The organism is Prevotella sp. oral taxon 475, assembly GCF_018127805.1.
Lineage (GTDB): Bacteria > Bacteroidota > Bacteroidia > Bacteroidales > Bacteroidaceae > Prevotella.
The window spans coordinates 2109146-2129909 of record NZ_CP072334.1 but is presented as its reverse complement, the minus strand read 5'-3'; the positions used below and the strand labels follow the sequence as shown (position 1 = coordinate 2129909).

Below are 20764 nucleotides of genomic sequence, written 5' to 3'. Positions count from 1 at the left end.
TGCTAACTTTGCACGCAATGGAAAAACAAACGGCAACAGGAAAATGGAGTGAAAATGTCATTCTCGTAGACGCAGATTATGTAGATCGGGTGACGTTCGACCTCATTGTCAACTTCGAACGCATCATCGGTCGGCGTATTCCACCGGCCGATTTGGCTCGTTGGCTCGACTGTATCGCTCTTGATGGTGGACTGCGCGAAGGCGAAAACGAGGTGCAGGTGATTCTCGTACATGAAAAAGATCGGGACAGAATGGACAACTTTCAGCCTTCCGACTATGCTTCGCAGCTGGACGGGAAGGCCTTCAAAGACCATTTGGGCGAGTTTGCTATCAGCGTTCTTCCCGTGGAAGAGATGGTGAACAAGGAAGATTTCCTGCTTGACATCCTGCATACCGTTTGCACACAGAAAGAAGTTCGGCGGGTGATGCTCGTGGCCGATACTGAAAATAAGGCCTTTTGTGATGACATCCGTCATGGTTTGCGCAATATAGATGACGAAAAACGCATCACCGTCTTTGGTATGCAACCGCTTGTAGGCGGGGGCTTCCGACAGGAGATTCTGGGCTATTCGCTGATGAACGCACTGGGCATCCGCTCCGACGAAATCCCCGCGGAATGATTCTCTCTCTTCCTTTCTCTAATGAATCAAACAGAAATAATAAAAACGATATGGGAAAAGTTCTTATGATTGGCGCAGGTGGCGTTGCTACTGTGGCCGCATTTAAAATCGCACAAAACCGGGCGCACTTCGATGAGTTGATGATTGCAAGTCGTCGCAAGGAAAAATGCGATGAGATGGTTGATGCCATTCATGCCAAAGGTTACGACATGGACATCCGGACAGCGCAAGTGGATGCCGACGATGTTGAACAGCTCAAAGTGTTGTTCAACGATTTCAAACCCGAACTGGTTATCAATCTGGCTCTGCCCTACCAAGACCTCACCATCATGGAGGCTTGTTTGGCCTGCGGCTGCAACTACTTAGACACGGCCAACTACGAACCCAAAGACGAGGCGCACTTCGAATACTCCTGGCAATGGGCCTACAAACAACGCTTCGAAGAGGCTGGTCTTACGGCTATTCTGGGTTGTGGGTTCGATCCGGGCGTGAGCGGTATCTACACCGCTTACGCTGCTAAGCATCACTTCGACGAGATACACTATCTCGATATCGTAGACTGCAATGCCGGAAATCACCATAAGGCTTTCGCTACCAACTTCAATCCCGAAATCAATATTCGTGAAATCACCCAAAAGGGTCTATATTATAAGGATGGTGAATGGCTCGAGACCGAACCCTTAGCTGTGCATCAGTCTATCACTTATCCTAATATCGGTCCGCGCGAGAGCTATCTTATGCATCACGAGGAGCTGGAAAGCTTGGTGAAAAATTTTCCCACGATTCGTCAGGCCCGCTTTTGGATGACGTTCGGACAGCAGTATCTTACCTACCTTGACGTGATACAGAATCTCGGAATGTCGCGTATCGATGAGATGGAATACGAGGCTCCGCTGGCCGATGGTTCGGGCAAACGGGTGAAAGTGAACATCGTTCCACTGCAATTCCTTAAAGCTGTACTGCCCAATCCGCAGGAACTGGGAGCCAATTACGAGGGTGAGACTTCCATCGGCTGCCGCATCCGTGGCGTGAGGGACGGCAAGGAACTCACCTACTACGTCTATAACAATTGCAAACATCAAGATGCCTACCGTGAAACGGGTATGCAGGGTGTGAGCTACACTACGGGTGTGCCGGCCATGATTGGTGCGATGATGTTCTTTAAGGGACTTTGGCGCAAGCCGGGCGTGTGGAATGTGGAAGACTTCGACCCCGATCCCTTCATGGAACAGCTGAACATGCAGGGTCTTCCCTGGCACGAAGAGTTCGGTGGTAATTTGGACTTGTAAGCGGGGATGAGAAAGGAGTTAGGAAGAAAGAAGTGAGGTTCACTCTTTAATTCCTTTACTCCTTGACTTCACTCTTTAACTTTACTCCTAAAAATAAAAAGCAATGGCAAAAGAAGAAAACAAACCCTTATTGCCTGAAGAAGCCAAACTCAAGGCTCTTCAGGCAGCAATGAGCAAGATAGAGAAAGACTTTGGCAAAGGTGCCATCATGAAGATGGGCGACGAGCAGGTGACTAACATCGAGGTGATTCCCACGGGTAGCATCGGACTGGATGCTGCCTTAGGTGTGGGTGGTTATCCGCGCGGTCGTATTATTGAGATATTTGGTCCCGAGTCGTCGGGTAAGACCACGCTCGCTATCCACGCCATTGCCGAGGCACAGAAAGCCGGCGGTATTGCAGCCTTTATCGATGCCGAGCATGCCTTCGACCGGTTCTATGCCGAGAAGCTGGGCGTAGATGTGGACAACCTTTGGATTTCGCAGCCTGACAACGGCGAGCAGGCTCTTGAGATAGCTGACCAACTCATCCGCTCCTCTGCTATCGACATTTTGGTGATCGACTCAGTAGCTGCTCTTACGCCCAAAAAGGAAATCGAGGGCGACATGGGCGACAACAACGTTGGTCTACAAGCCCGGCTCATGAGCCAAGCTCTGCGCAAACTCACCTCCACCATTAGCAAAACCAACACCACATGCATCTTTATCAACCAACTGCGTGAGAAGATTGGTGTAATGTTCGGTAGTCCTGAGACCACCACTGGTGGCAACGCCCTAAAGTTTTATGCCAGTGTTCGTATCGATATCCGTAAGGGTACCCCCATCAAGGATGGCGAGGTGGCTATAGCCAGTCCGGTGCGAGTGAAAGTAGTAAAGAACAAGGTGGCTCCGCCCTTCCGGAAGGCCGAGTTTGAACTCCCCTTCGGCGAAGGAATATCAAGGGTGGGTGAGATTCTCGATTTAGGTGTGGAATACGACATTATTAAAAAGAGTGGCTCATGGTTCTCCTATAACGACTCGAAGCTGGGGCAGGGCCGCGATGCCTCTAAGGCCCTGCTCAAAGATAATCCTGAGTTGTGCGAAGAGTTGGAAGCCAAAATCATGCAGGCCATCAAGGAGGAACCTTATAGGTCCAGCAAGTCCAACAAGAAATAAATCTCCCTACGGGCTTTGTTATTAAAAGAGCGGAACGGACGTTCATGTCTGTTCCGCTCTTTTGGTTGTTCCCCACGAGGATTACAGATCGTTCTGAGTTACTCGTAAGCATTCGGATGCCCATTGTGAAAGGTTATTTTGCGTTTCCCAATCGTCCGCTATCGGAAATAATGTGTAACTTTGCGCCACAAATAAGTAAATAAGAAAAAGACAATGGCACAAGAAGACGTTTTCAAGAAAATAGTTTCGCACTGCAAAGAATATGGGTTCGTATTTCCCAGCAGCGACATTTACGATGGGCTGGGAGCCGTTTATGACTACGGACAGAACGGCGTTGAATTGAAAAACAACATTAAAGAATACTGGTGGAAGAGCATGGTGCTGCTGCACGAGAATATCGTGGGCATCGACTCGGCCATCTTTATGCACCCCACCATCTGGAAAGCTAGCGGACACGTGGACGCTTTCAACGACCCACTGATCGATAACCGCGACTCTAAAAAACGCTATCGGGCCGACGTGCTGATAGAAGACCAAATTGCCAAATACGAGGAAAAGATAGATAAAGAGGTGGCTAAGGCTGCCAAGAAGTTCGGCGACAGCTTTGACGAGGCTATGTTCCGCCAAACCAATCCACGCGTTTTGGAACATCAAGCCAAGCGCGACGCACTGCACGAACGCTATGCACAGGCCATGCAAGGACCTAACTTGGAAGAGCTGAAGCAAATTATCCTGGACGAGGAGATTGTAGACCCCATCAGCGGAACAAAGAATTGGACCGACGTTCGTCAGTTCAACCTGATGTTCTCTACCGAAATGGGTTCGCTGTCTGATGCCGCCAGCAAGATTTATCTGCGCCCCGAAACGGCACAGGGTATCTTTGTTAACTACCTGAACGTGCAAAAAACGGGCCGCATGAAAGTGCCCTTCGGCATCGCACAGATAGGAAAGGCGTTCAGAAACGAGATTGTGGCACGCCAGTTTATCTTCCGTATGCGCGAGTTCGAGCAAATGGAGATGCAGTTCTTCGTTACGCCCGGCACTGAGCTCGATTGGTTCCACAAGTGGAAAGAAACGCGTATGAAATGGCATCAAGCATTGGGATTTGGTGCTGAAAACTATCGTTTCCACGACCACGAAAAGCTGGCGCACTATGCCAACGCCGCATCCGACATCGAGTTCCGCATGCCCTTCGGTTTCAAAGAGGTGGAAGGCATACACTCGCGTACCGACTTCGACCTCTCGCAACACGAGAAATTCTCGGGCAAAAGCATCAAATACTTCGACCCACAAACCAACGAAAGCTACACGCCCTACGTTATCGAGACAAGTATCGGCGTAGATCGTATGTTCCTTTCGGTGATGTGCCATGCCTTCGAAGAAGAGAAATTGGAGAACGGCGAAACACGCACCGTACTGAAACTGCCTGCCGCATTGGCCCCTGTTAAGTTGGCCGTGATGCCGTTGGTGAAGAAAGACGGACTGCCCGAAAAGGCTCGCGAGATTGTGAACAACTTGAAATTCAAGTTCAACACGCACTACGACGAGAAGGACACTATCGGCAAACGCTATCGCAGACAAGACGCCATTGGTACGCCTTACTGCGTAACGGTCGACCACGACACGCTGACCGACAACTGCGTTACGTTGCGTTTCCGCGACAACATGCAGCAAGAACGCGTGAACATAGACCAACTTGAAAACATCATTGAAGACAAAGTGAGCATCACCGCTCTGCTTAAAAAACTGCAATAACAATGAAGAGAACTCCCTTTTTATTCATCGCCGCCCTTCTGGCTTTTGTTTTCATCGCTTGCAGCGAAATAGACAACTCCGCTACCGAATATCTCAACTGGCAAGCTGCTAACGAAGCTCACTTCGACAGTATTTATAACCAGGCGAAGGCCGACTCGGCTACAGACAAAACCTGGAAGATCCTCAATCACTGGTCCTACAACGCCTCCGTTGCTACCCACAGCTACGATAAGGTGGTGGTGAAAGTGATGAAAGCCGGAACGGGTACTGCCGCCACACCGTTCTATACCGACTCTGTGCGAGTGCACCTCCAAGGCCGCATCAGACCCTCCACCTCTCATGCTGAAGGATTAGTGTTCGAACAAACCTACGTCGGCACGTTCAACATCGCTACGGCATCTTCTGCCAAACGTGCTGTTTCGGCCGTTGTGCCTGGTCTGCAAACCGCTTTGCTGCACATGCGTGTGGGCGACGAGTGGATGGTTTACGTCCCTTATCAGCTCGGCTTCGGCAGTGCTGCGGGTAGTGGCGTCGTTGCCCCCGCCACGAGCACTAAAGTGAGCATTCCCGGGCACTCCATGCTTATCTATCGCCTCACGCTCGTCTCCTTCTATCGTGCCGGTCAGAAAGTACCTGGAGCCTCGGCCAAAGCTTTCGGCAGTTGGGTGGATCAATAAGAATAGGTTCCGCGCTGCTTTCTGCTTCTTGCTCCGTTGATAGCTTTCCCTTTTTCCCTTTTCTTAACGTATACGCCTTAACTGTGTGCGGACACATCTTCTTGATGTACGTCAAAACTTTAGGCGTTTTGTGGAAAAACCGACCAAAGAGTATTGCCGTTTCTTGTAAACAAGACTACCTTTGCATCGTCAATGGCCAAGAAGCCATATCTCATAAGCAATAAAGTAACAGTAGTGAAAGTTTGAGAGGTCAAGACAGAAACATATTTGAATATAGAGGATAAGAATAGATTGTTTGGCTGTCAATCCCATAAAGGTGTTTAATGACAAGGTATCAGTTCAAGGCAATAAAGATTGTGTTAGGAAGGATAACAACAGAGATAGAGACGTTAGATGCGAAAATAGAGAGCATAAGTTTTCAGGAAACAAATAGCAAGAGAAAAAAGAAGATTGGAAGTAAGGTAACAACATATCAAGTTCAAAGCAATAACGGTTTGACATAAAGCCAATACAAAAGAAAGAGAAAGCTTCGATAGGAAGTTTAAGAAGGTAAAAAAAGAAAGTTGTTGATGAACGCCCTTTTGCAGCATCTGCTGCAATGGGCTCGGCGGAGGGGGGGAGAATCAAAGGCAGTAACCTTTACCCCGTTTACGTAGAGAAAGCATTGTTTTTAGGTTTCAAACAGAGGCGGTCTCCCATACAAGGGGGAATCGCTTTTTTTATTGCCTTTCCCTTTCTTCGCCTGCTTCTCCAGCATCCCAAGTCGGCCTTTTTCGCTTCTTTTCTTGCCCGTTTAGGATATATTGCTTACCTTTGCCGCGCTTTTCATATAGAAAGGTAGCTGTCTGTAGACAGTAGTATAGGTATTAGACAGAAGAATAGAAGAGACTTCAGACGAACTATGCAACAACGTGCGTGTATATATCAACAAGGTGTAGCGGAGCAGAAAAGGGCGAACTTTTCTGCATCTTTTAACGCCCATTGTTTGGTAGTGTCGCAGGAATTCGCTACCTTACATACACACCATATGCGCACCTATTGGTAGTGTAAGACTTTTTTACTTTTCTCTACGCGCGCGCGAAGCGAGCGCAATCCCTACCAGCAAAGGGCTCTTCGGAGTTCCCTTTGCTTCTCTTTTCGTGCCCGTTGCCCACGGCAGCGAAAGACAAAATCATACGCCGGTTCGTGCTCAGAAACAGCCCCTACTACAAGTAGCCTATTCTATCATGCACAGAACCCATCCGTCGGCTCAAGATAAGCAACAACCCTGTAGGGGTTGGTCTGTTGATAGAGCAGGGTTGGCCAGCGCAGCGGGCCTACCCTGTTTACAGCATACAGAGAGGAAACAAGGCCATAGGTCTTGGTCTGTTTCCTCTCTGCCGCACAACGATTGTTGGCCCCAGAGAGCATTCCCAGTCTATCCCATACAGGCATAATTGATCGTATTTTCCCCATATGTTTTATCTATAAATATTAATTGTGTTATGAGAAGAAATCAAGTCAGCGGCCGAGCCTACTGCTCGCCCCAAATTCAAATCATTTGTTTGCAACAGGAGTCCGGCCTCCTGGCCGCCAGTCCCCAGGTGCAGCCCGGAGGGGGCGGCAGCGGTAACATCGGTGTCAAACCCTTAGACCCCGACGAAGAGGAAGTGGCCGGTGCCAAACCCTGGAGCGGATGGCTCTGGGAAGAGGAGGAGACCATTGAGGAGTAAGTAGTAAAGGTAGTAAGAAGTAAGTAGTAAAGTAGTAAGTAGTCGCTTCACGCCCTCTCCGCTAACAACCGCGGGTCATCACCGTCGATCACAGCCGCATAGCGGTGAGATGTGGTAGGGCGAAGCGCGCTACCCCCAATAAAGAATAATAACAATGAAACATTCCTATTCCATTCTTCATCGATGCCTTGCCGCCATGCTGGCCGGCATCGCCTGTCTGTCCATCGGCTCTTGTGCCGACGACAATATCAGTCAGCAACAAGAGGCGGGCGATCTCGGTTCCACCGTACCGTACTTGTTCAGCGATGCGCCCAGTGCCTCCATCGGGTCTGCGGCAACGGTCAGTTCCGTAGTAGAAAATGCCGTAGGATGATCAAAGATGTCTGCCTTGACGTACCTGCCGTTCTCGGAGCGTTCCAAGAAGAGCATTTCCACGCCTGTGGCATCCATCTTGATGATGTCGGTGTTCGCCTTCTGATTGAAGTAGCCCCAGCGTGCAACATAGTCATCATACAGGTGCTTGAGCCTACTGAGGTCTTCCCTGTCCTCTGTCCGGTTCTCCGCCTCGTAGTCATAGAGACGATGATAGCACTCCCGTATCTCAATATAACTTTTTAGACGGGAGAGCTGGGCATACGGCAAATCCATTGGGTTAAAGGTTGGATGTCGCTTTAAGTCAGAAAGAAACCCCACCTGACCTTTCTGTACGACAATGGAGCCGTCTCTCAGGTGTGAGTCCGGCGAAGAGAGAAAAGGGCGCGGGGAAGCGTCAAACTCCTTTCAGACTTCCGCTATCGGTTTTGGCTTGCGCTCCTCGGCTTCGTTCATGAAGTCGAAGAAGAAAGGCTCGCGTGGTGACGGGAAAACTACATTTACTCTTTATTCATCATCGTAGCGTATCCTTGATAAATTTCCACGTTTAAACAGATTTTTTTCATGATAATAAAGAATGACATCATCAAAGCAGGGCCTTTCAACCCGATAGGTCTGCATCTCATCATTTTGATTAAACCACATATTGATGACACAAACAGATGAAGAGATCTTCATCCGTTTCTTCCTGGTATTCACTGTGAGCATATTCCTATATGCGCGGATAAACAAAGTCTCAATAAGATCTATGTTCTTGTCTTTTTGAAGACTTGGATTAGCAAGACTTCCTATCCAAATCCAAACATCTTTACAATCCATAAATCTCTTAAGATGCTCGTGATGTGTATTCAAGCGTTTCTCAATCCCATCATTTTTCTTGCGAATTCCCATATATCGGTGCCTTCTATACCGCTTGTCTTTTTGAGTCTCGAAATAATAGAAATTAAAATAACCCGACATAATGGTGTCATCTCTTTTGATATACGCCCGATACTCTTCGTATGACAATGGTCCGACCCATTGTATGGTATACGTATGTTTAATATCTTCCATCGTTTCCTTTATATTTTTAGTATTTGGTTTTAATAACAACACATTTTATAAACCCCTCCCTCCTGCATCAAAACAAGAGGGAGGCTTTTAAGTCTTCAGCGGGTATTAACCCCCGATGATCATCTTCCCATCTTTCGTCCGCTTCGCCACGCGGTAGAACTCCACGTTCTTCAGTTGGCGGAAATCAACCGTAGGCGTGAAGAGAATCTGCGTCTTCGAGATGCACTCCGCGGGCTTGAAATCTTCTTCTTTCTCCACAGCTTTCAACGAAAACGTGGGTCGGAATGTCCCGAGCGGACCACCATCGACGATGTAGCCTTTCGAGCAATACTCGTTGAGCACCTTGCGGAACTTGTAGAACACGGCAGCCACGTCGGCGTCGCCCACCGTACTGTCCTCCGCCATCCGCTCGCAGAGTTTGTCGAACGAAATGCGCTGTTTCTGGCAAACCGGGCTTGCCACGAACACTTCCTTGCCCTTCTTCGGACCGATGTTCACCTTTCGCTTATTCAAAGAATAATCCATGATATTATGTGTTTTATATGGTTTTTGCACGACAGAAGTGTGGTTGTCTGAACACTTCGCAGAACTTACACCCAGGTCGTACCATGCAAATATAGTGAAAAAATCCGAATGTACAAATAAACCCGTATAAGATTTTTACGACGCACATAAACCTTTTCGTGCAAACCTTTATAGGTTTCCATAAAAAGGTATATACATTTCAGTAAAAAAAGTATATACCTTTTATCAAAAAAGTATATACGTTTTTGCAAAAAGATTGCAATGTCCTAGAATTAGTTGACAACTTTGGTTCTTAATTTAATTCTTCTTTGACAAGCTTATTCGCTAAGTTCAGCTACGCTTGTCGCCGTTTTTTCTTAACTACATAATTAGTTGACAGTTGTCTTCTAATTGCAAAATTACTCTTTTATTTTCTAGTTGTGGTTGTTTCTGCCTCCTTCTTTTATTGTTTGACATTAATAATGTGTGCCAAGGAAGTTATGCCGTCAACCTTTCGACTTCTTCCATTGGCGTTCTCATCTATAGACTCTGATGCGGTCTAAACGTGTTGTATAGGTCGATGGCCTTCTTTGTAAGGCGCCTGACCTGTTGCAGACTTTTATCTTCTGTACTAAAGAGCCAGCCGTTCTTGAGCGTATTGTTTATTCTCTCGGGCAGAGCGTTGTGCAATGGATCTCCGGTTTGTGTCATACTGATTTGTATACCAAGAGATTTGAGTTTGTTGACATACGCGTTGCCGCAGTATTGCACGCCGCGGTCAGAATGGTGTATGAGCTGCGAGAGTTCGACATTATACTTTCTGTAGAAGTCGATGCCCATAGAGAGGGCGTTCATCGGACTTTGTCTCTCAAGGGTTGGATGCAGACACCAGCCCACGATCAGGCGTGAAGCAGCATCGGTTACTAAGGAGAGATAAGCCCAGCCTGAAGAGGTTGCTACGTAGGTGATATCCGTAACGCAGAGCTCGCCGAAACGAGTCGGATGTAGCTTGGGCGTTGTGTTGAGAAGGTCTTCATAAATGTGGTAGTGGTGATTGGAGTTGGTCGTCCTTGGGCGTTTGCGACGGCGAAGGCATAGTCCGTTGGAGCGGAAAAGCTCATAACATTGGTCGCGACCGATGGTAAACTTATCTGCATACTTGCGACGGCATAGCTCGTAAAGGATGCGTATGCCGGCCTTGGGTAAAGAGGTGCGGAGCTCCTGCGCATAGAACACGATGCTGCTACGCAGGACATCTAACTCCAAAGAACGATCCACATGACGGTAATACCCTTGTCTACTTATGCCAAGATAACCGCAGAGTAAACTGACAGGATGACTTACCAGAGCCTGTCTTTCTTCTCCCTGCGACAAGGTCTTGATTACTTGGCAGCGGAGTTTTTTCGTATACGGATGTTGTATTTCTTCTCGGCAAGGTCGATCATCGTCTTGTTGGCCAAACCATAAAGTTTTTCAACGGCCAATTCTTTCTCAAGACGTTTGATTTCTTTTGCATGAGCCTTGCGCTCGCGTAATAGCTGCGCTTGGAGTTCTTCGAGCTGAACGGGGATATCTTCTTTTTTCATAAGATATGCTACTGACGAGACGTCGGGTGAGCCATATTCGGTATAAATACGATGGAAAGTGCTTAAAGGGATACCATGACGAGAAGAGAACTCATGCAAGGTTAAACCACTTCTTACATACTGATGTAATAACAGAATTTTCTCTGATGCAGTGTACTGAGACATAAAAATTTAATCCTTTCTGGTTGAAAAGGTGTCAACTTATTCAGTACACTACAGGGTAGGGTTGACGAGCGAAGCGAGTCTACCCTATCTAAGAGGTACTCACCAATAACAACCCTGTAGGGGTTGGTCTGTTTTTATCGAAAATCCCTCTAACTCAAGAGGGCAAAACATCTCCCCGACCCGCCTCACTTAAGGGATTTAAACAGACTAAGACCTACGGCCTTGCTTTCTCTTTTCACGTCGTAAACAGGGTAGGCTCGTTTCACTCGCCAACCCTGCTCTACCAACAGACCAACCGCTACGCGGTTGTTGGCGTGAGGGGTGTTTGGCATCTGTTCTGAATAAGTTGTCAACAAATCAATCGTTATGCGATAGGACTGTGCGTAGTTATCATTTACGAAAACAGAGGTGGCTTCCCGATGTGCAGGAGGCCACCTCTTGCGTATCGGGAGATCATCTCCCGTGTGCCAGGAGGGCATCTCCCGATGAAAGGAAGAGGATGAGCGGGACAAGGAGGTGTGGTGTCTACAACGAGAATTGTATCTGTGTGGAGAGGGTGCAAGCAGCGCATCGTTTGTAGGAGATGCTCCCTTTTATCTTTCCAACCTACTCTGCATCAGCTCTATACAAAAACTATCCCTAAGTCTATCCCATCAAAGCTTGACATGGCTGCTGGGATGTGCTACCTTTGCACTTGTTAGAAATGCAAACCTAAACGCAAATTGCAGAACGAAGCGAGACTGGCGGAGAGGGAGGCAGAGAACAAAAACGAATGAAAACGATGCCCGGCACAATTCCACCTAAAGGGGCGCAAGTCCCGACAGGCAGACGACGGCAGAGCATCATTGTGTTAATCTTTTATTTATGTTTCATTAAAAATTTAAAGTTATGAGTGTTATCATTAAGCTCTATCAAGACAATCGTGAGAGCAGTAAAAACAAAGGGTCTTTTTACGCGCATGTAAAACCCATCGGTACGAAAAATCTTCGCGACATTGCCGAAGTGATTGAACGCAACTCGAGTATGAAACGCAGCGATGTGCTGGCTGTGCTCACCGAGTTTTCGGAGGTGCTGGGAACTCTGCTGATGGAGGGCTACCGTGTAAAAATCGAGGGGCTGGGAGCCTTTAAAGTGGGCATCAGATCATTGCCCGCTTTGACGGAAAAAGATTTTTCGGTGGACAAAAACATTAAGGCGGTGCGCGTGCTGTTTCAGGCCGAGACCGAAAAAGACAGTTCGCACAACATACGCCGCAATGTGCTGGTGAACAAGGTGCAGTTTACCAAGACTGCCGAACTGATGAAGAAAAAGCCCAGCAAGAAAAAGAAGAAGGAATAGCCACTTGCCGATGCAAAACAAAGAGAGCCACATCTACGCCGAAAGGACGCGATGTGGCTCCTTTTTCTTATTGACGACTAAACGCTTCGTGCTGCCGACACAACATAAAAAAGTTGCTATGAGTTCTTAGGGTTTGGCGAGTAGGCAGAAATGTGCTATCTTTGCCCATAAATGCAAATAAGAAGATGATCAAGAAACAAGCGGGACTCAACCCTACACAATTGTATCTGCTGAAGTTGTTCGCTCAGAATGATTCGGAAGAAAGTCTCAACGAGCTAAAGGGTGTTTTGATGGAATTCTACCAAAAGAAACTAAACGAAAGGCTCAATGCGCTTTGGGATGGAGGAGTGATAACTCTTGAGAGGCTGGAAGAAATCAAACGTGAGCATCTCAGAATTCATACCGGCAATTAATGGAACGGATTGTTCTTGACACGAACTGCCTGATACTGTGTTTGCCAGAAAAGAGCCCTTACCATCAGGTGTGGCAATCTTTTCTGAAAGGAACGTATCAACTATGTGTTTCTAATGAAATACTGATGGAGTATGCGGAGATTATCGGTCGGTTTTGGGGGTCGGAAATTGTGGACTATGTGATGAAGATAATTGATGTCTGCGATCATACGCTCCATTATACGCCTTGTTTCAAGTTCGGCCTAATTGCTGCCGACCCCGATGACAATAAATTCGTAGACTGTGCCATTGCTGCGAATGCACGCTTTATCGTGACGGAAGACAAGCACTTCGAAGCTCTGAAGGAAGTGGACTTCCCGCGGGTAGATATCATTGGTATCGATGCTTTCATCAAGCAACTCGATGAACGATCATAAGATTGATTATCCATAAAAACAATAACAATTATGTCTGAAAACAAAAACTATCTTGTACCTATTGCCTTCTTAGGTTTGATGTTCTTCTCTTGTGGTTTTGCCTTGGGGATCAACTCCCTGTTGGTGCCTGTTTTGAAGGAATCGCTCAACGTGCCATCGGCCGGAGCTTACCTGCTGATTGGGGCAACGTTTATCCCCTTCCTCATCTTTGGTTATCCTGCCGGGCAGTTGGTGAAAGCCATTGGCTATAAACGCACGATGGCAGTGGCCTTTTTGATGTTTGCCCTCTCGTTCGGCGTATTTATTATTTCGGCTCGAGAGGAGAGCTTTCTTCTTTTCCTGATTGCCTCTTTTTGTTGCGGAACGGCCAATGCCTTTCTACAAACGGCCATCAACCCCTATATTACCATTCTCGGTCCGATAGAGAGCGCGGCCAAGCGCATCAGCATCATGGGCATTGCCAACAAACTGGCATGGCCTATCTCGCCGCTGTTTATCACCTGGGTGGCAGGGGAACACTTGATGGTGAGTCAACTCGACCGACCTTTCTTTATTATCATTGCCGTGTTCATCGGGTTAGGGGTGTTGTCGTTGATGGCTCCGCTGCCCGAGGTAAAAGCGGCAGGCGAAGACGAGAGCGAGGCCTCTGCGAACACCGAAGATGCGGAGGTGTCGGCCTACGCCAACAGCAAGAGTTCTGTTTTCCAGTTTCCGCATCTCGTGTTGGGAGCCCTGGCCATCTTCTTCTACGTGGGTGCCGAGACGATTGCCTTGGCCACGCTGATAGACTATGCCAAGAGTCTCGGACTTGAAAACGCAGAGAACTATTCCTGGATTACGCCCCTGTGCATCAGCATAGGCTATCTATCGGGTGTGGCTCTCATCCCCCGATACCTGTCGCAGACTCGAGCTCTTCAGGTCTGCACGCTCATCGCCTTGGCCGGAACGCTTTTGGTGGTGCTGCTGCCTGGCGCGTCGAGTGTATTCAGCATCGGTATTATCGCCTTGGGTTGTTCGTTGATGTGGCCTGCCTTCTGGCCGCTGTCGATGCAGGACTTGGGGAAATTTACGAAGTCGGGTTCGTCAGTTCTTACGATGGGATTGATTGGTGGAGCAGTCGTAACCGTTCTTTTCGGTCTCCTCAAAGACCATTTCGGGTCGCAAAACGCCTACTGGATTTGTCTTCCTTGCTTCCTCTACATCGCCTTCTTTGCCTTTAAGGGGCATCAATTGCGCTAACCACTGAAGCACGAAACACGCTTTGGCACAAAGACCGATGAAGACGAATGTCCGCAACATCTGCAAAGGGTGTTGCGGATATTTTGTATTTTTGCAAGAAAAAATAAGGAAAGAGAAAACGTATGATACTCGAACTAAAGAATGCGACACTCGCCATAGACGGAAAGACACTTTTCTATCGTCTCACGCAGATGGTGGGCAGTGCAGAAATGCTTTGCATCATGGGCGAGACGGGCTGTGGAAAAACTTCATTGCTGCGCTGTATATTGGGTTTTCAACCATTGGACGAGGGGCATATCAGTTGGGGCGGAACGGAAATGACAGTATCCTCGGCCGAGTTTCTGCGCAGCATGATGGCCTATGTGCCACAAGAAGCGGGTTTGCCTTGCGACACGGTAGAGGAACTGGTGGGCTTGCCTTACCAGCTTCGCGCTAATCGCGAACATAAATTCTCGAAAACTGCGCTCATGACCGAATGGGAGAAGCTACGGATCCCGGAAACACTTTATACCAAAGGACTGCGAGAGTTGAGTGGCGGCGAACGACAGAGAATCCTTTTGGCCTCGGCGGCGATGCTCGAAAAGCAATTGCTGCTTGTAGACGAGCCCACTTCGGCACTCGACCAGGAGACATCGCTTCTGGTTGCTGGATATTTGCAGGGCGTAGCCCGAAGAGGGGCAACAGTAGTAGCTGTGAGTCATGATAGAGCCTTTGCAGGGCAGTGCGACAGAATCTTAAACCTTGACCGACAATGATAACCATCTCTATTTTCCGACTTTTGCTGGCACTCTTACTGGTACTTGTTCCGATTTATTTCTTCCGCATATTCCGCGTTTCGCTCATCCGCTCCACACTCATTTCTACGTTGCGAATGGTGGTGCAGATGTCGCTCATCGGAGTTTATCTGGAGTTTCTCTTCTCGCTGAACAACGGTTGGGTAAATTTTCTGTGGTTCTGTGTGATGGTGATGGTTGCAGCCAGTACGGCAGTAAGTAGAACTCGACTACGGGCTCGCCTGATGCTGATGCCCGTGGCTGTGGGACTGGCGACGGGGGCACTCGTCGTGGGATTGTATGCATTGGTAGGTGTGTTGGGTTTGCACAATCCGTTTGATGCGCGTTATTTCATTCCGTTGATGGGTATCTTGCTCGGTAATATGCTTGGAGGCAATGTTCTCTCGCTCACCACTTTCTATCAAGGGCTGCAACGTGAACATCAGCTCTACTATTATCTGTTGGGTAACGGGGCAACACGGCTTGAGGCACTTACGCCCTTTATTCGTCGGGCTATCGAGAAAGCCTTTCTTCCGTGCGTGGCCAATATGGCGGTGATGGGATTGGTGAGTTTTCCGGGAACGATGATCGGTCAGATTCTCGGTGGAGCTACGCCTGATGTTGCCGTACGCTATCAGATGCTCATCGTTTTTATTACGTTCTGTGCGCCGATGCTCTCGCTCATTGTCACGCTCTATTTGGCCCATCGCGCTTCGTTTGACGAATACGGCCGACTGCGCGAGGTGATGCAACGCGGCTGACAAGGTTTGTCTTTACTGCGGAGACGAATCTAATGCGAGGATTGATATGAGTCAATTCCTTTGATTGATACAGGTCAAGCCACGCCATTGATGTGAATCAAGTAGGTTGACGTGCGTCAAAAAGAAGCCCGAAAATGTACCTTTCTGCCCCCGAAGTATTGCGAGGGTGAACAGTGCGCACTAACTTTGCATCGTTTTCAAGGATTTCGGAGTGTGAAGATGCACTCCACCCGTCAAAGGATAACATATAAAAATAGAAAGGAAAGAAACAATGAGAAAGATGGTTAAGAAAATTGTTACGAGCAATAAGTTTAATAAATATTGCGTGAACGTACTGAAGATGTATAACTACGGACGTGTCAACGTTCCGGTTTAAAGAAGAAAAGAATTCGCATCAGGTTCTGAACACGGAGACGGAACACAGTTCTTCTCTTAGTTGTAGAGCCTTATGAAACATAAAGATGACTGCCGTCTGCTTATAGCAAGACGGCAGTCTTCTTTTTTGTTGCTTGGTTTTGAGCAGGAGAATTAGAGCGAACGTTCGGCCCAGTCGCCCCGATCGAGGTTTCGATAACTGATGGCCTCGGCAAGATGGTCGGATGTAACGGTGGGCGAGGCGGCCAGATCGGCAATGGTTCGGGCTACTTTGAGAATTCGGTTGTAGGCACGAGCCGAGAGACTTAAGCGTTCCATCGCCGTGCGCAACATAGTAATGCCCGCGGCATCGGGTTCGGCAAACTGGTGAATCATCCGTTCGCTCATCTGCGCATTGCTGTAAACGCCTTTGATATCTTTGTATCGTTCTTCCTGAATCTGCCGTGCACGGATGACGCGCTCTCGGATGTCGGCGCTCGGTTCGCCCTGTGCCGTCTTTGAGATGTCTTTAAAGGGTACGGGAGTGATCTCTATTTGGATGTCGATACGGTCGAGCAGCGGACCGCTAATTTTGTTCATGTACCGCTGAATCTGCCCGGGCGTGCACACACAATGGTGAGTGGGATCGCCGTAATAACCGCAGGGACAGGGATTCATTGAGGCTACAAACATGAACGAGCAGGGATATTCGATCGTGTATTTGGCTCGCGAGATGGTGATATGCCGATCTTCAAGCGGCTGACGCAGCACTTCGAGTGTCGTTTTGTTGAACTCGGGCAGCTCGTCAGCAAAGAGCACACCGTTGTGAGCTAAGGAAATCTCGCCCGGTTGGGGCGTTGTGCCACCGCCGACAAGGGCTACTTCGGAGATGGTATGATGCGGAGTGCGGAACGGGCGTTGCGAAATGAGCGACATCCCTTTGCCCAATTTACCCGCAACGCTGTGTATCTGTGTGGTTTCGAGACTCTCGCCCAGCGACAATGGTGGCAGAATAGAAGGCAGACGCTTGGCCATCATTGACTTACCCGATCCCGGCGGACCCACCATGATCAAATTGTGCGACCCGGCCGCAGCCACTTCCATAGCGCGTTTCACGTTTTCCTGTCCGCGGACGTCGGCAAAATCGAGGTCGAAGCGGTATTGATGTTCGTAAAACTCTTTGCGGGTGTCGATGATGGTGGGCTCGAATGTAGCCTTGTCTGAAAGGAAATTCACCACATCGACGATGTTTTCCATGCCGTAAACATCAAGATGGTTCACCACGGCTGCCTCGCGTTCGTTGACCTTTGGCACTAAAAGTCCCTTGAATTTCTCGGCTCGAGCTCGGATAGCGATGGGTAATGCACCTTTGATGGGTTGCAACGTACCATCGAGACTCAGTTCGCCCACCATCATATAATCGTTCAGTCGCTCGATGGGCAACTGACTATCGGCCGCCAAGATGGCTATGGCCAACGGGAGATCGAAGCTACTACCCTCTTTACGGAGGTCGGCCGGTGCCATATTCACCGTGATGTCGGCTCGTGGAAAGCGCATGTTGTTATACTGAATGGCGGACGAGATGCGGTCGCGCCCTTCACGAACGGCCTCGTCACCAAGACCCGTGAAATGGTACATCATGCCCTTCACGAGGTTCACTTCGATGGTAACGGTGGTTACGTCCAGGCCATTCACCGCAGCGCAGTAGGTTTTTACAAGCATGGCAGACGGAGTGTTTTTAGAGCATCGACTCGAGTTTTTCTTGCAATTGTTTGGTGTTGAGCCCCTTTGCCACAATCTTCCCGTTTTTCAGAACAATGTGATAGGGAACGGTACAGATGCCCAACTGCTTGGCGACAGTTCCTTCGAACATTCGGCCATCGCAGATATTGGGCCAGGATATGCTGTCGTGTTTCATCATGTCGGTGCATTCCCGACGATTGGCATCCATGCAGATACTCAGTAGTTTGAGCTTACCTTTCGATGTGCGGAACTTCGATTGAAGCATACGTTGCATTTCAGTGCTCTCTGGATTGTAGGTAGACCAAACGCTGACAACGGCAATGGGAGCTTTATTGAGAGCTGCTTGCGACACCTTTTCGTCGCTGGTCGCTATGCCAGAGAAGGTTGGTAGCGGGCTTCCCATTTTGATTTTGACAAGAGCCTGCAATTCTTCCCTCATCTTAACCAGCGTCCCATTCTTCGGTTGAGCTGCCAAAAGCGTCTGCACCAGACGCAGTGCTTTCGAGTAGTCGGGGGTGGGTGTGGCGATGAAATACCGGCGAACCAAATATGTGCTCACGGGAGATGCGGCGTGATCGTTGGCAAACATCTCGGCATACTTCATCATTTCGGGAGGCGAGGCATTGACAATCGACTCGCGAAATCGGTTCATCAATTCATTATCTTTCGTACCCTTCACGGTCATCTCTTTGAGGTGCGAAGCATCGCCCTCCATTTCAACGCTCTTTCCGGGTTGTGTAAAGATCGGCTGCTCGGAGAAATTGGGAAACACCACCACAAGGGTTCCCTGTTGGGTGCAGGGAATCTCGTAGACGAAACGCCCGCCTTCGAGTTTGATGGTGTCGATTCCGTCTATCGCTCCATCTGTGCTGTAGACGTAAAACTCGCCCTGATTGAGATTGAGAAAGCGACCTTCCACCTTGAATCGATGGCCGTCTACGCCGCAAGAAGTCAGAACGAAGAGAAACAGCAGCAAGCCCACAACGGCTTTCAGGCAGATATAAGAAAACACATTGCCAAGCCTTTGAGTTCCAGCCAGGGTGTAAAATATGTATCGAACCATAGAAAACAACATGGGATAGAGACTCAAAAACTTGGCAATATTTTGACTGTTTGCAGACCAGAGAGCCTGCCTACAGTGCCGGTTTATCGATTTACTTTAGAGAATTCCAAATCGTTGGCAGCATAAGAAGCCAGCGATGGATTTTTGCGGATGGCGTTTTGCAAAGCCGTAGCAGCCGCGCTGTTGTTGCCTTGGCGAGCATTGACAATGGCCAGGAGGTAATCAGTGAGTCCATCGGCCTTCTTCACGTCTTTCAACGTAGCCGTTGCGCCCGCATAATTCTTGTTCAACAGTTTAGCCAAAGCAGCCATATTGGTGTCATACTCCTTCAGATTCTGTTCTGCAAGAGCATAATTTCCCTTCGCGATATTGAGAGCACCCACGGCCTTGTTGAAGTCGTTAGCACCCGAAGCCTTGGCAATCAAGTTTTCAGCTTCCTGCAAATTCCCGTTTTTCAGAGCCAAAAGACCGAGGTTGGCTTGAGCCTCCGGTGCGTTGTTGGCCTTTGAAAGAGCACGCTGGAAGAGGCTGCGCGCCTCGTTCTCATTGTCCATTTGCAAGGCCAAGATGCCGGCATTGTTCAGTGCACGATAGTCGGTAGGATACAGTTCGGCTGTTTTCTTATAGATGTCCATCGCCTCGCGGTCATTGTTCACCAGTGTTGCGGCATACAGCAGTTCGTCGACGCTCAGCTGAGAAGCATCGCTTGCATACTGTTGCAGAATCTGTTCGTCGCTACGACCAATCGTTTCGTAGTTGATGATGAGGCGTGCGCGGCGCAGTTCGGGTAGGATACCCGTAGCCAACTCGCGGAAACCGGCACTCATGTTACGTATCTGGCGTTCGCGTTCTTCAGGGTCTTTGTACATAGAGAGCACGCGCAGAATCACATCTTTGTCTTGAATGTTAGAGGCCTGAACCAGTTTTTGGAAGCCTTCCCAGTCTTGTGCCGTGTAGTGGGCATCGACATTCGCCTGCACCTTGTTCTGTTTGAGTTGATCTCTGACGTAGCCCTCGCCGGTGTTTTGGCGTTTGTTGGCCAGTTTGTCGTTAAAATTGAAGCCACCTTCGGGCGATGCATAGGCACTCACCTCTACGTTGCGGAGGTTCAATCCCTCGCGGTCGGCATTGATTTTCTGCAGCATCCGAACAAATTCGGTCACCGAATTGTTTTTCAATTCGCTCTTGCGGAGGTTGGCTTGGTTGATTAAGAACTTGATGTTAGCTTCCTGCCGTTGAGCTCTTACGCGTTGGAACGTGTCGGGAGCCAGGCAAAGACCGTCGTTAAGCAGGGCTTGCTTATAGAGTTGTGAGGTGGCAATCACACCGAAAGACACCTTCACGGCCGGCAGATTCACCTTTTTCTTACCCAAGCGTGCGTCGAAAGCGAGATAGAGATCGCTCTTCTGCATGTCGGGAACATAGTTGAACGAAGTCTTCATCGAGTAGCGTCCGCCCACTTTGTAGGCTACAGACTGGTTGTTACCCATCACCTTCTCTCCCTGGAAGGTAGAGCTCTCGCCTCTTGCCACCTGTCCGCCGGCAAAACGCAGTTCGGGCACCACCGTGACAACGGCTTTTTTCTTCATATACTTGGCCGGGAACCTTGCGTCGATGGTAGCCGGCACCTTACCACCCATCTCTTCCAACGGGGTGGGCGTTACGGTAAAGTTATCGGCAGACAAAGCACCCAGCTTTGAGCACGAGGTCAACGCCAACGAGGAAACAACTGAAAAGGTGAGGATTAGATTTCTCTTCATAATTAATAAAGTATTTAG

Annotated in this window: 21 protein-coding genes and 1 pseudogene; 12 read left to right on the top strand and 10 right to left on the bottom strand. The window is 48.8% G+C overall.

The window, feature by feature from the left end; all coding sequences use genetic code 11:
* Nucleotides 1-17: 17 nt before the first annotated feature.
* The 6 genes from J5A66_RS08440 to J5A66_RS08415 all read left to right on the top strand — a co-directional run bounded on the left by J5A66_RS08440 (nucleotide 18) and on the right by J5A66_RS08415 (nucleotide 7206).
* Complete coding sequence (locus J5A66_RS08440; RefSeq protein ID WP_211790191.1) at nucleotides 18-620, top strand: DUF6621 family protein; 603 nt, start codon at nucleotides 18-20, stop codon at nucleotides 618-620.
* A gap of 50 nt (nucleotides 621-670) precedes the next feature.
* Nucleotides 671-1909: a saccharopine dehydrogenase family protein gene (locus J5A66_RS08435; RefSeq protein ID WP_211790190.1), complete on the top strand. Its 1239-nt coding sequence runs from the start codon at nucleotides 671-673 to the stop codon at nucleotides 1907-1909.
* A 103-nt stretch (nucleotides 1910-2012) separates the two neighbouring features.
* A complete protein-coding gene (recA, locus tag J5A66_RS08430; RefSeq protein WP_211790189.1) occupies nucleotides 2013-3062 on the top strand; it encodes a recombinase RecA in 1050 nt (349 codons plus the stop codon).
* 213 nt (nucleotides 3063-3275) lie between these two features.
* Nucleotides 3276-4817, top strand: a complete 1542-nt coding sequence (locus tag J5A66_RS08425; protein WP_211790188.1) for a glycine--tRNA ligase — start codon at nucleotides 3276-3278, stop codon at nucleotides 4815-4817.
* Nucleotides 4818-4819: 2 nt separating this feature from the next.
* Complete coding sequence (locus tag J5A66_RS08420; protein WP_211790187.1) at nucleotides 4820-5494, top strand: FKBP-type peptidyl-prolyl cis-trans isomerase; 675 nt, start codon at nucleotides 4820-4822, stop codon at nucleotides 5492-5494.
* Nucleotides 5495-6978: 1484 nt separating this feature from the next.
* Nucleotides 6979-7206, top strand: a complete 228-nt coding sequence (locus J5A66_RS08415; protein WP_211790186.1) for a hypothetical protein — start codon at nucleotides 6979-6981, stop codon at nucleotides 7204-7206.
* 88 nt (nucleotides 7207-7294) lie between these two features.
* Here J5A66_RS08415 and J5A66_RS08410 read toward each other — a convergent pair whose 3' ends face one another.
* The 7 genes and pseudogenes from J5A66_RS08410 to J5A66_RS08380 all read right to left on the bottom strand — a co-directional run bounded on the left by J5A66_RS08410 (nucleotide 7295) and on the right by J5A66_RS08380 (nucleotide 11218).
* Nucleotides 7295-7465 (bottom strand): hypothetical protein, encoded by a 171-nt coding sequence (locus tag J5A66_RS08410; RefSeq protein ID WP_211790185.1) that lies wholly within the window; start codon nucleotides 7463-7465, stop codon nucleotides 7295-7297.
* 20 nt (nucleotides 7466-7485) lie between these two features.
* A pseudogene (locus tag J5A66_RS08405) lies at nucleotides 7486-8064 on the bottom strand (DNA methylase); the annotation flags it as partial.
* A gap of 21 nt (nucleotides 8065-8085) precedes the next feature.
* Nucleotides 8086-8631 (bottom strand): hypothetical protein, encoded by a 546-nt coding sequence (locus J5A66_RS08400; RefSeq protein WP_211790184.1) that lies wholly within the window; start codon nucleotides 8629-8631, stop codon nucleotides 8086-8088.
* Between the two features lie 105 nt (nucleotides 8632-8736).
* Complete coding sequence (locus tag J5A66_RS08395; protein WP_211790183.1) at nucleotides 8737-9156, bottom strand: HU family DNA-binding protein; 420 nt, start codon at nucleotides 9154-9156, stop codon at nucleotides 8737-8739.
* 519 nt (nucleotides 9157-9675) lie between these two features.
* A complete protein-coding gene (locus J5A66_RS08390) occupies nucleotides 9676-10509 on the bottom strand; it encodes an IS3 family transposase (protein ID WP_211790182.1) in 834 nt (277 codons plus the stop codon).
* Between the two features lie 8 nt (nucleotides 10510-10517).
* A complete protein-coding gene (locus J5A66_RS10205; protein WP_249109957.1) occupies nucleotides 10518-10721 on the bottom strand; it encodes a hypothetical protein in 204 nt (67 codons plus the stop codon).
* A gap of 350 nt (nucleotides 10722-11071) precedes the next feature.
* On the bottom strand, nucleotides 11072-11218 hold the full coding sequence (locus J5A66_RS08380; protein ID WP_211790180.1) for a hypothetical protein: 147 nt from the start codon (nucleotides 11216-11218) through the stop codon (nucleotides 11072-11074).
* Between the two features lie 556 nt (nucleotides 11219-11774).
* Between J5A66_RS08380 and J5A66_RS08375 the strand changes: the two genes are divergently transcribed.
* The 6 genes from J5A66_RS08375 (at nucleotide 11775) to J5A66_RS08350 (ending at nucleotide 15826) form a co-directional block, all read left to right on the top strand.
* Nucleotides 11775-12224 carry an HU family DNA-binding protein gene (locus J5A66_RS08375; RefSeq protein ID WP_211790179.1) on the top strand — a complete coding sequence of 150 codons (450 nt, stop codon included), beginning with the start codon at nucleotides 11775-11777 and terminating at the stop codon, nucleotides 12222-12224.
* Between the two features lie 185 nt (nucleotides 12225-12409).
* Nucleotides 12410-12637, top strand: coding sequence for a hypothetical protein (locus J5A66_RS08370; RefSeq protein ID WP_211790178.1), 228 nt, complete (start codon nucleotides 12410-12412; stop codon nucleotides 12635-12637).
* Nucleotides 12637-13053, top strand: coding sequence for a putative toxin-antitoxin system toxin component, PIN family (locus tag J5A66_RS08365; RefSeq protein ID WP_211790177.1), 417 nt, complete (start codon nucleotides 12637-12639; stop codon nucleotides 13051-13053). Before J5A66_RS08370 ends, J5A66_RS08365 begins: the two co-directional genes overlap by 1 nt.
* A gap of 30 nt (nucleotides 13054-13083) precedes the next feature.
* Complete coding sequence (locus tag J5A66_RS08360; RefSeq protein WP_211790176.1) at nucleotides 13084-14292, top strand: MFS transporter; 1209 nt, start codon at nucleotides 13084-13086, stop codon at nucleotides 14290-14292.
* A gap of 122 nt (nucleotides 14293-14414) precedes the next feature.
* A complete protein-coding gene (locus tag J5A66_RS08355) occupies nucleotides 14415-15047 on the top strand; it encodes an ATP-binding cassette domain-containing protein (protein ID WP_211790175.1) in 633 nt (210 codons plus the stop codon).
* The gene (locus J5A66_RS08350) at nucleotides 15044-15826 is read left to right on the top strand and encodes an ABC transporter permease (protein WP_211790174.1); all 783 of its coding nucleotides are present in this window, start codon (nucleotides 15044-15046) and stop codon (nucleotides 15824-15826) included. The genes J5A66_RS08355 and J5A66_RS08350 overlap by 4 nt, the downstream gene beginning before the upstream one ends.
* Before the next feature lie 528 nt (nucleotides 15827-16354).
* Here the strand turns inward: J5A66_RS08350 and J5A66_RS08345 are convergent.
* From J5A66_RS08345 to J5A66_RS08335, 3 genes are all read right to left on the bottom strand, one after another.
* Nucleotides 16355-17902, bottom strand: coding sequence for a YifB family Mg chelatase-like AAA ATPase (locus J5A66_RS08345; protein WP_211790173.1), 1548 nt, complete (start codon nucleotides 17900-17902; stop codon nucleotides 16355-16357).
* A 16-nt stretch (nucleotides 17903-17918) separates the two neighbouring features.
* Complete coding sequence (locus J5A66_RS08340) at nucleotides 17919-18986, bottom strand: DUF4369 domain-containing protein (RefSeq protein WP_211790172.1); 1068 nt, start codon at nucleotides 18984-18986, stop codon at nucleotides 17919-17921.
* An 83-nt stretch (nucleotides 18987-19069) separates the two neighbouring features.
* Complete coding sequence (locus J5A66_RS08335; RefSeq protein ID WP_211790171.1) at nucleotides 19070-20746, bottom strand: lipopolysaccharide assembly protein LapB; 1677 nt, start codon at nucleotides 20744-20746, stop codon at nucleotides 19070-19072.
* Nucleotides 20747-20764 lie beyond the last annotated feature (18 nt).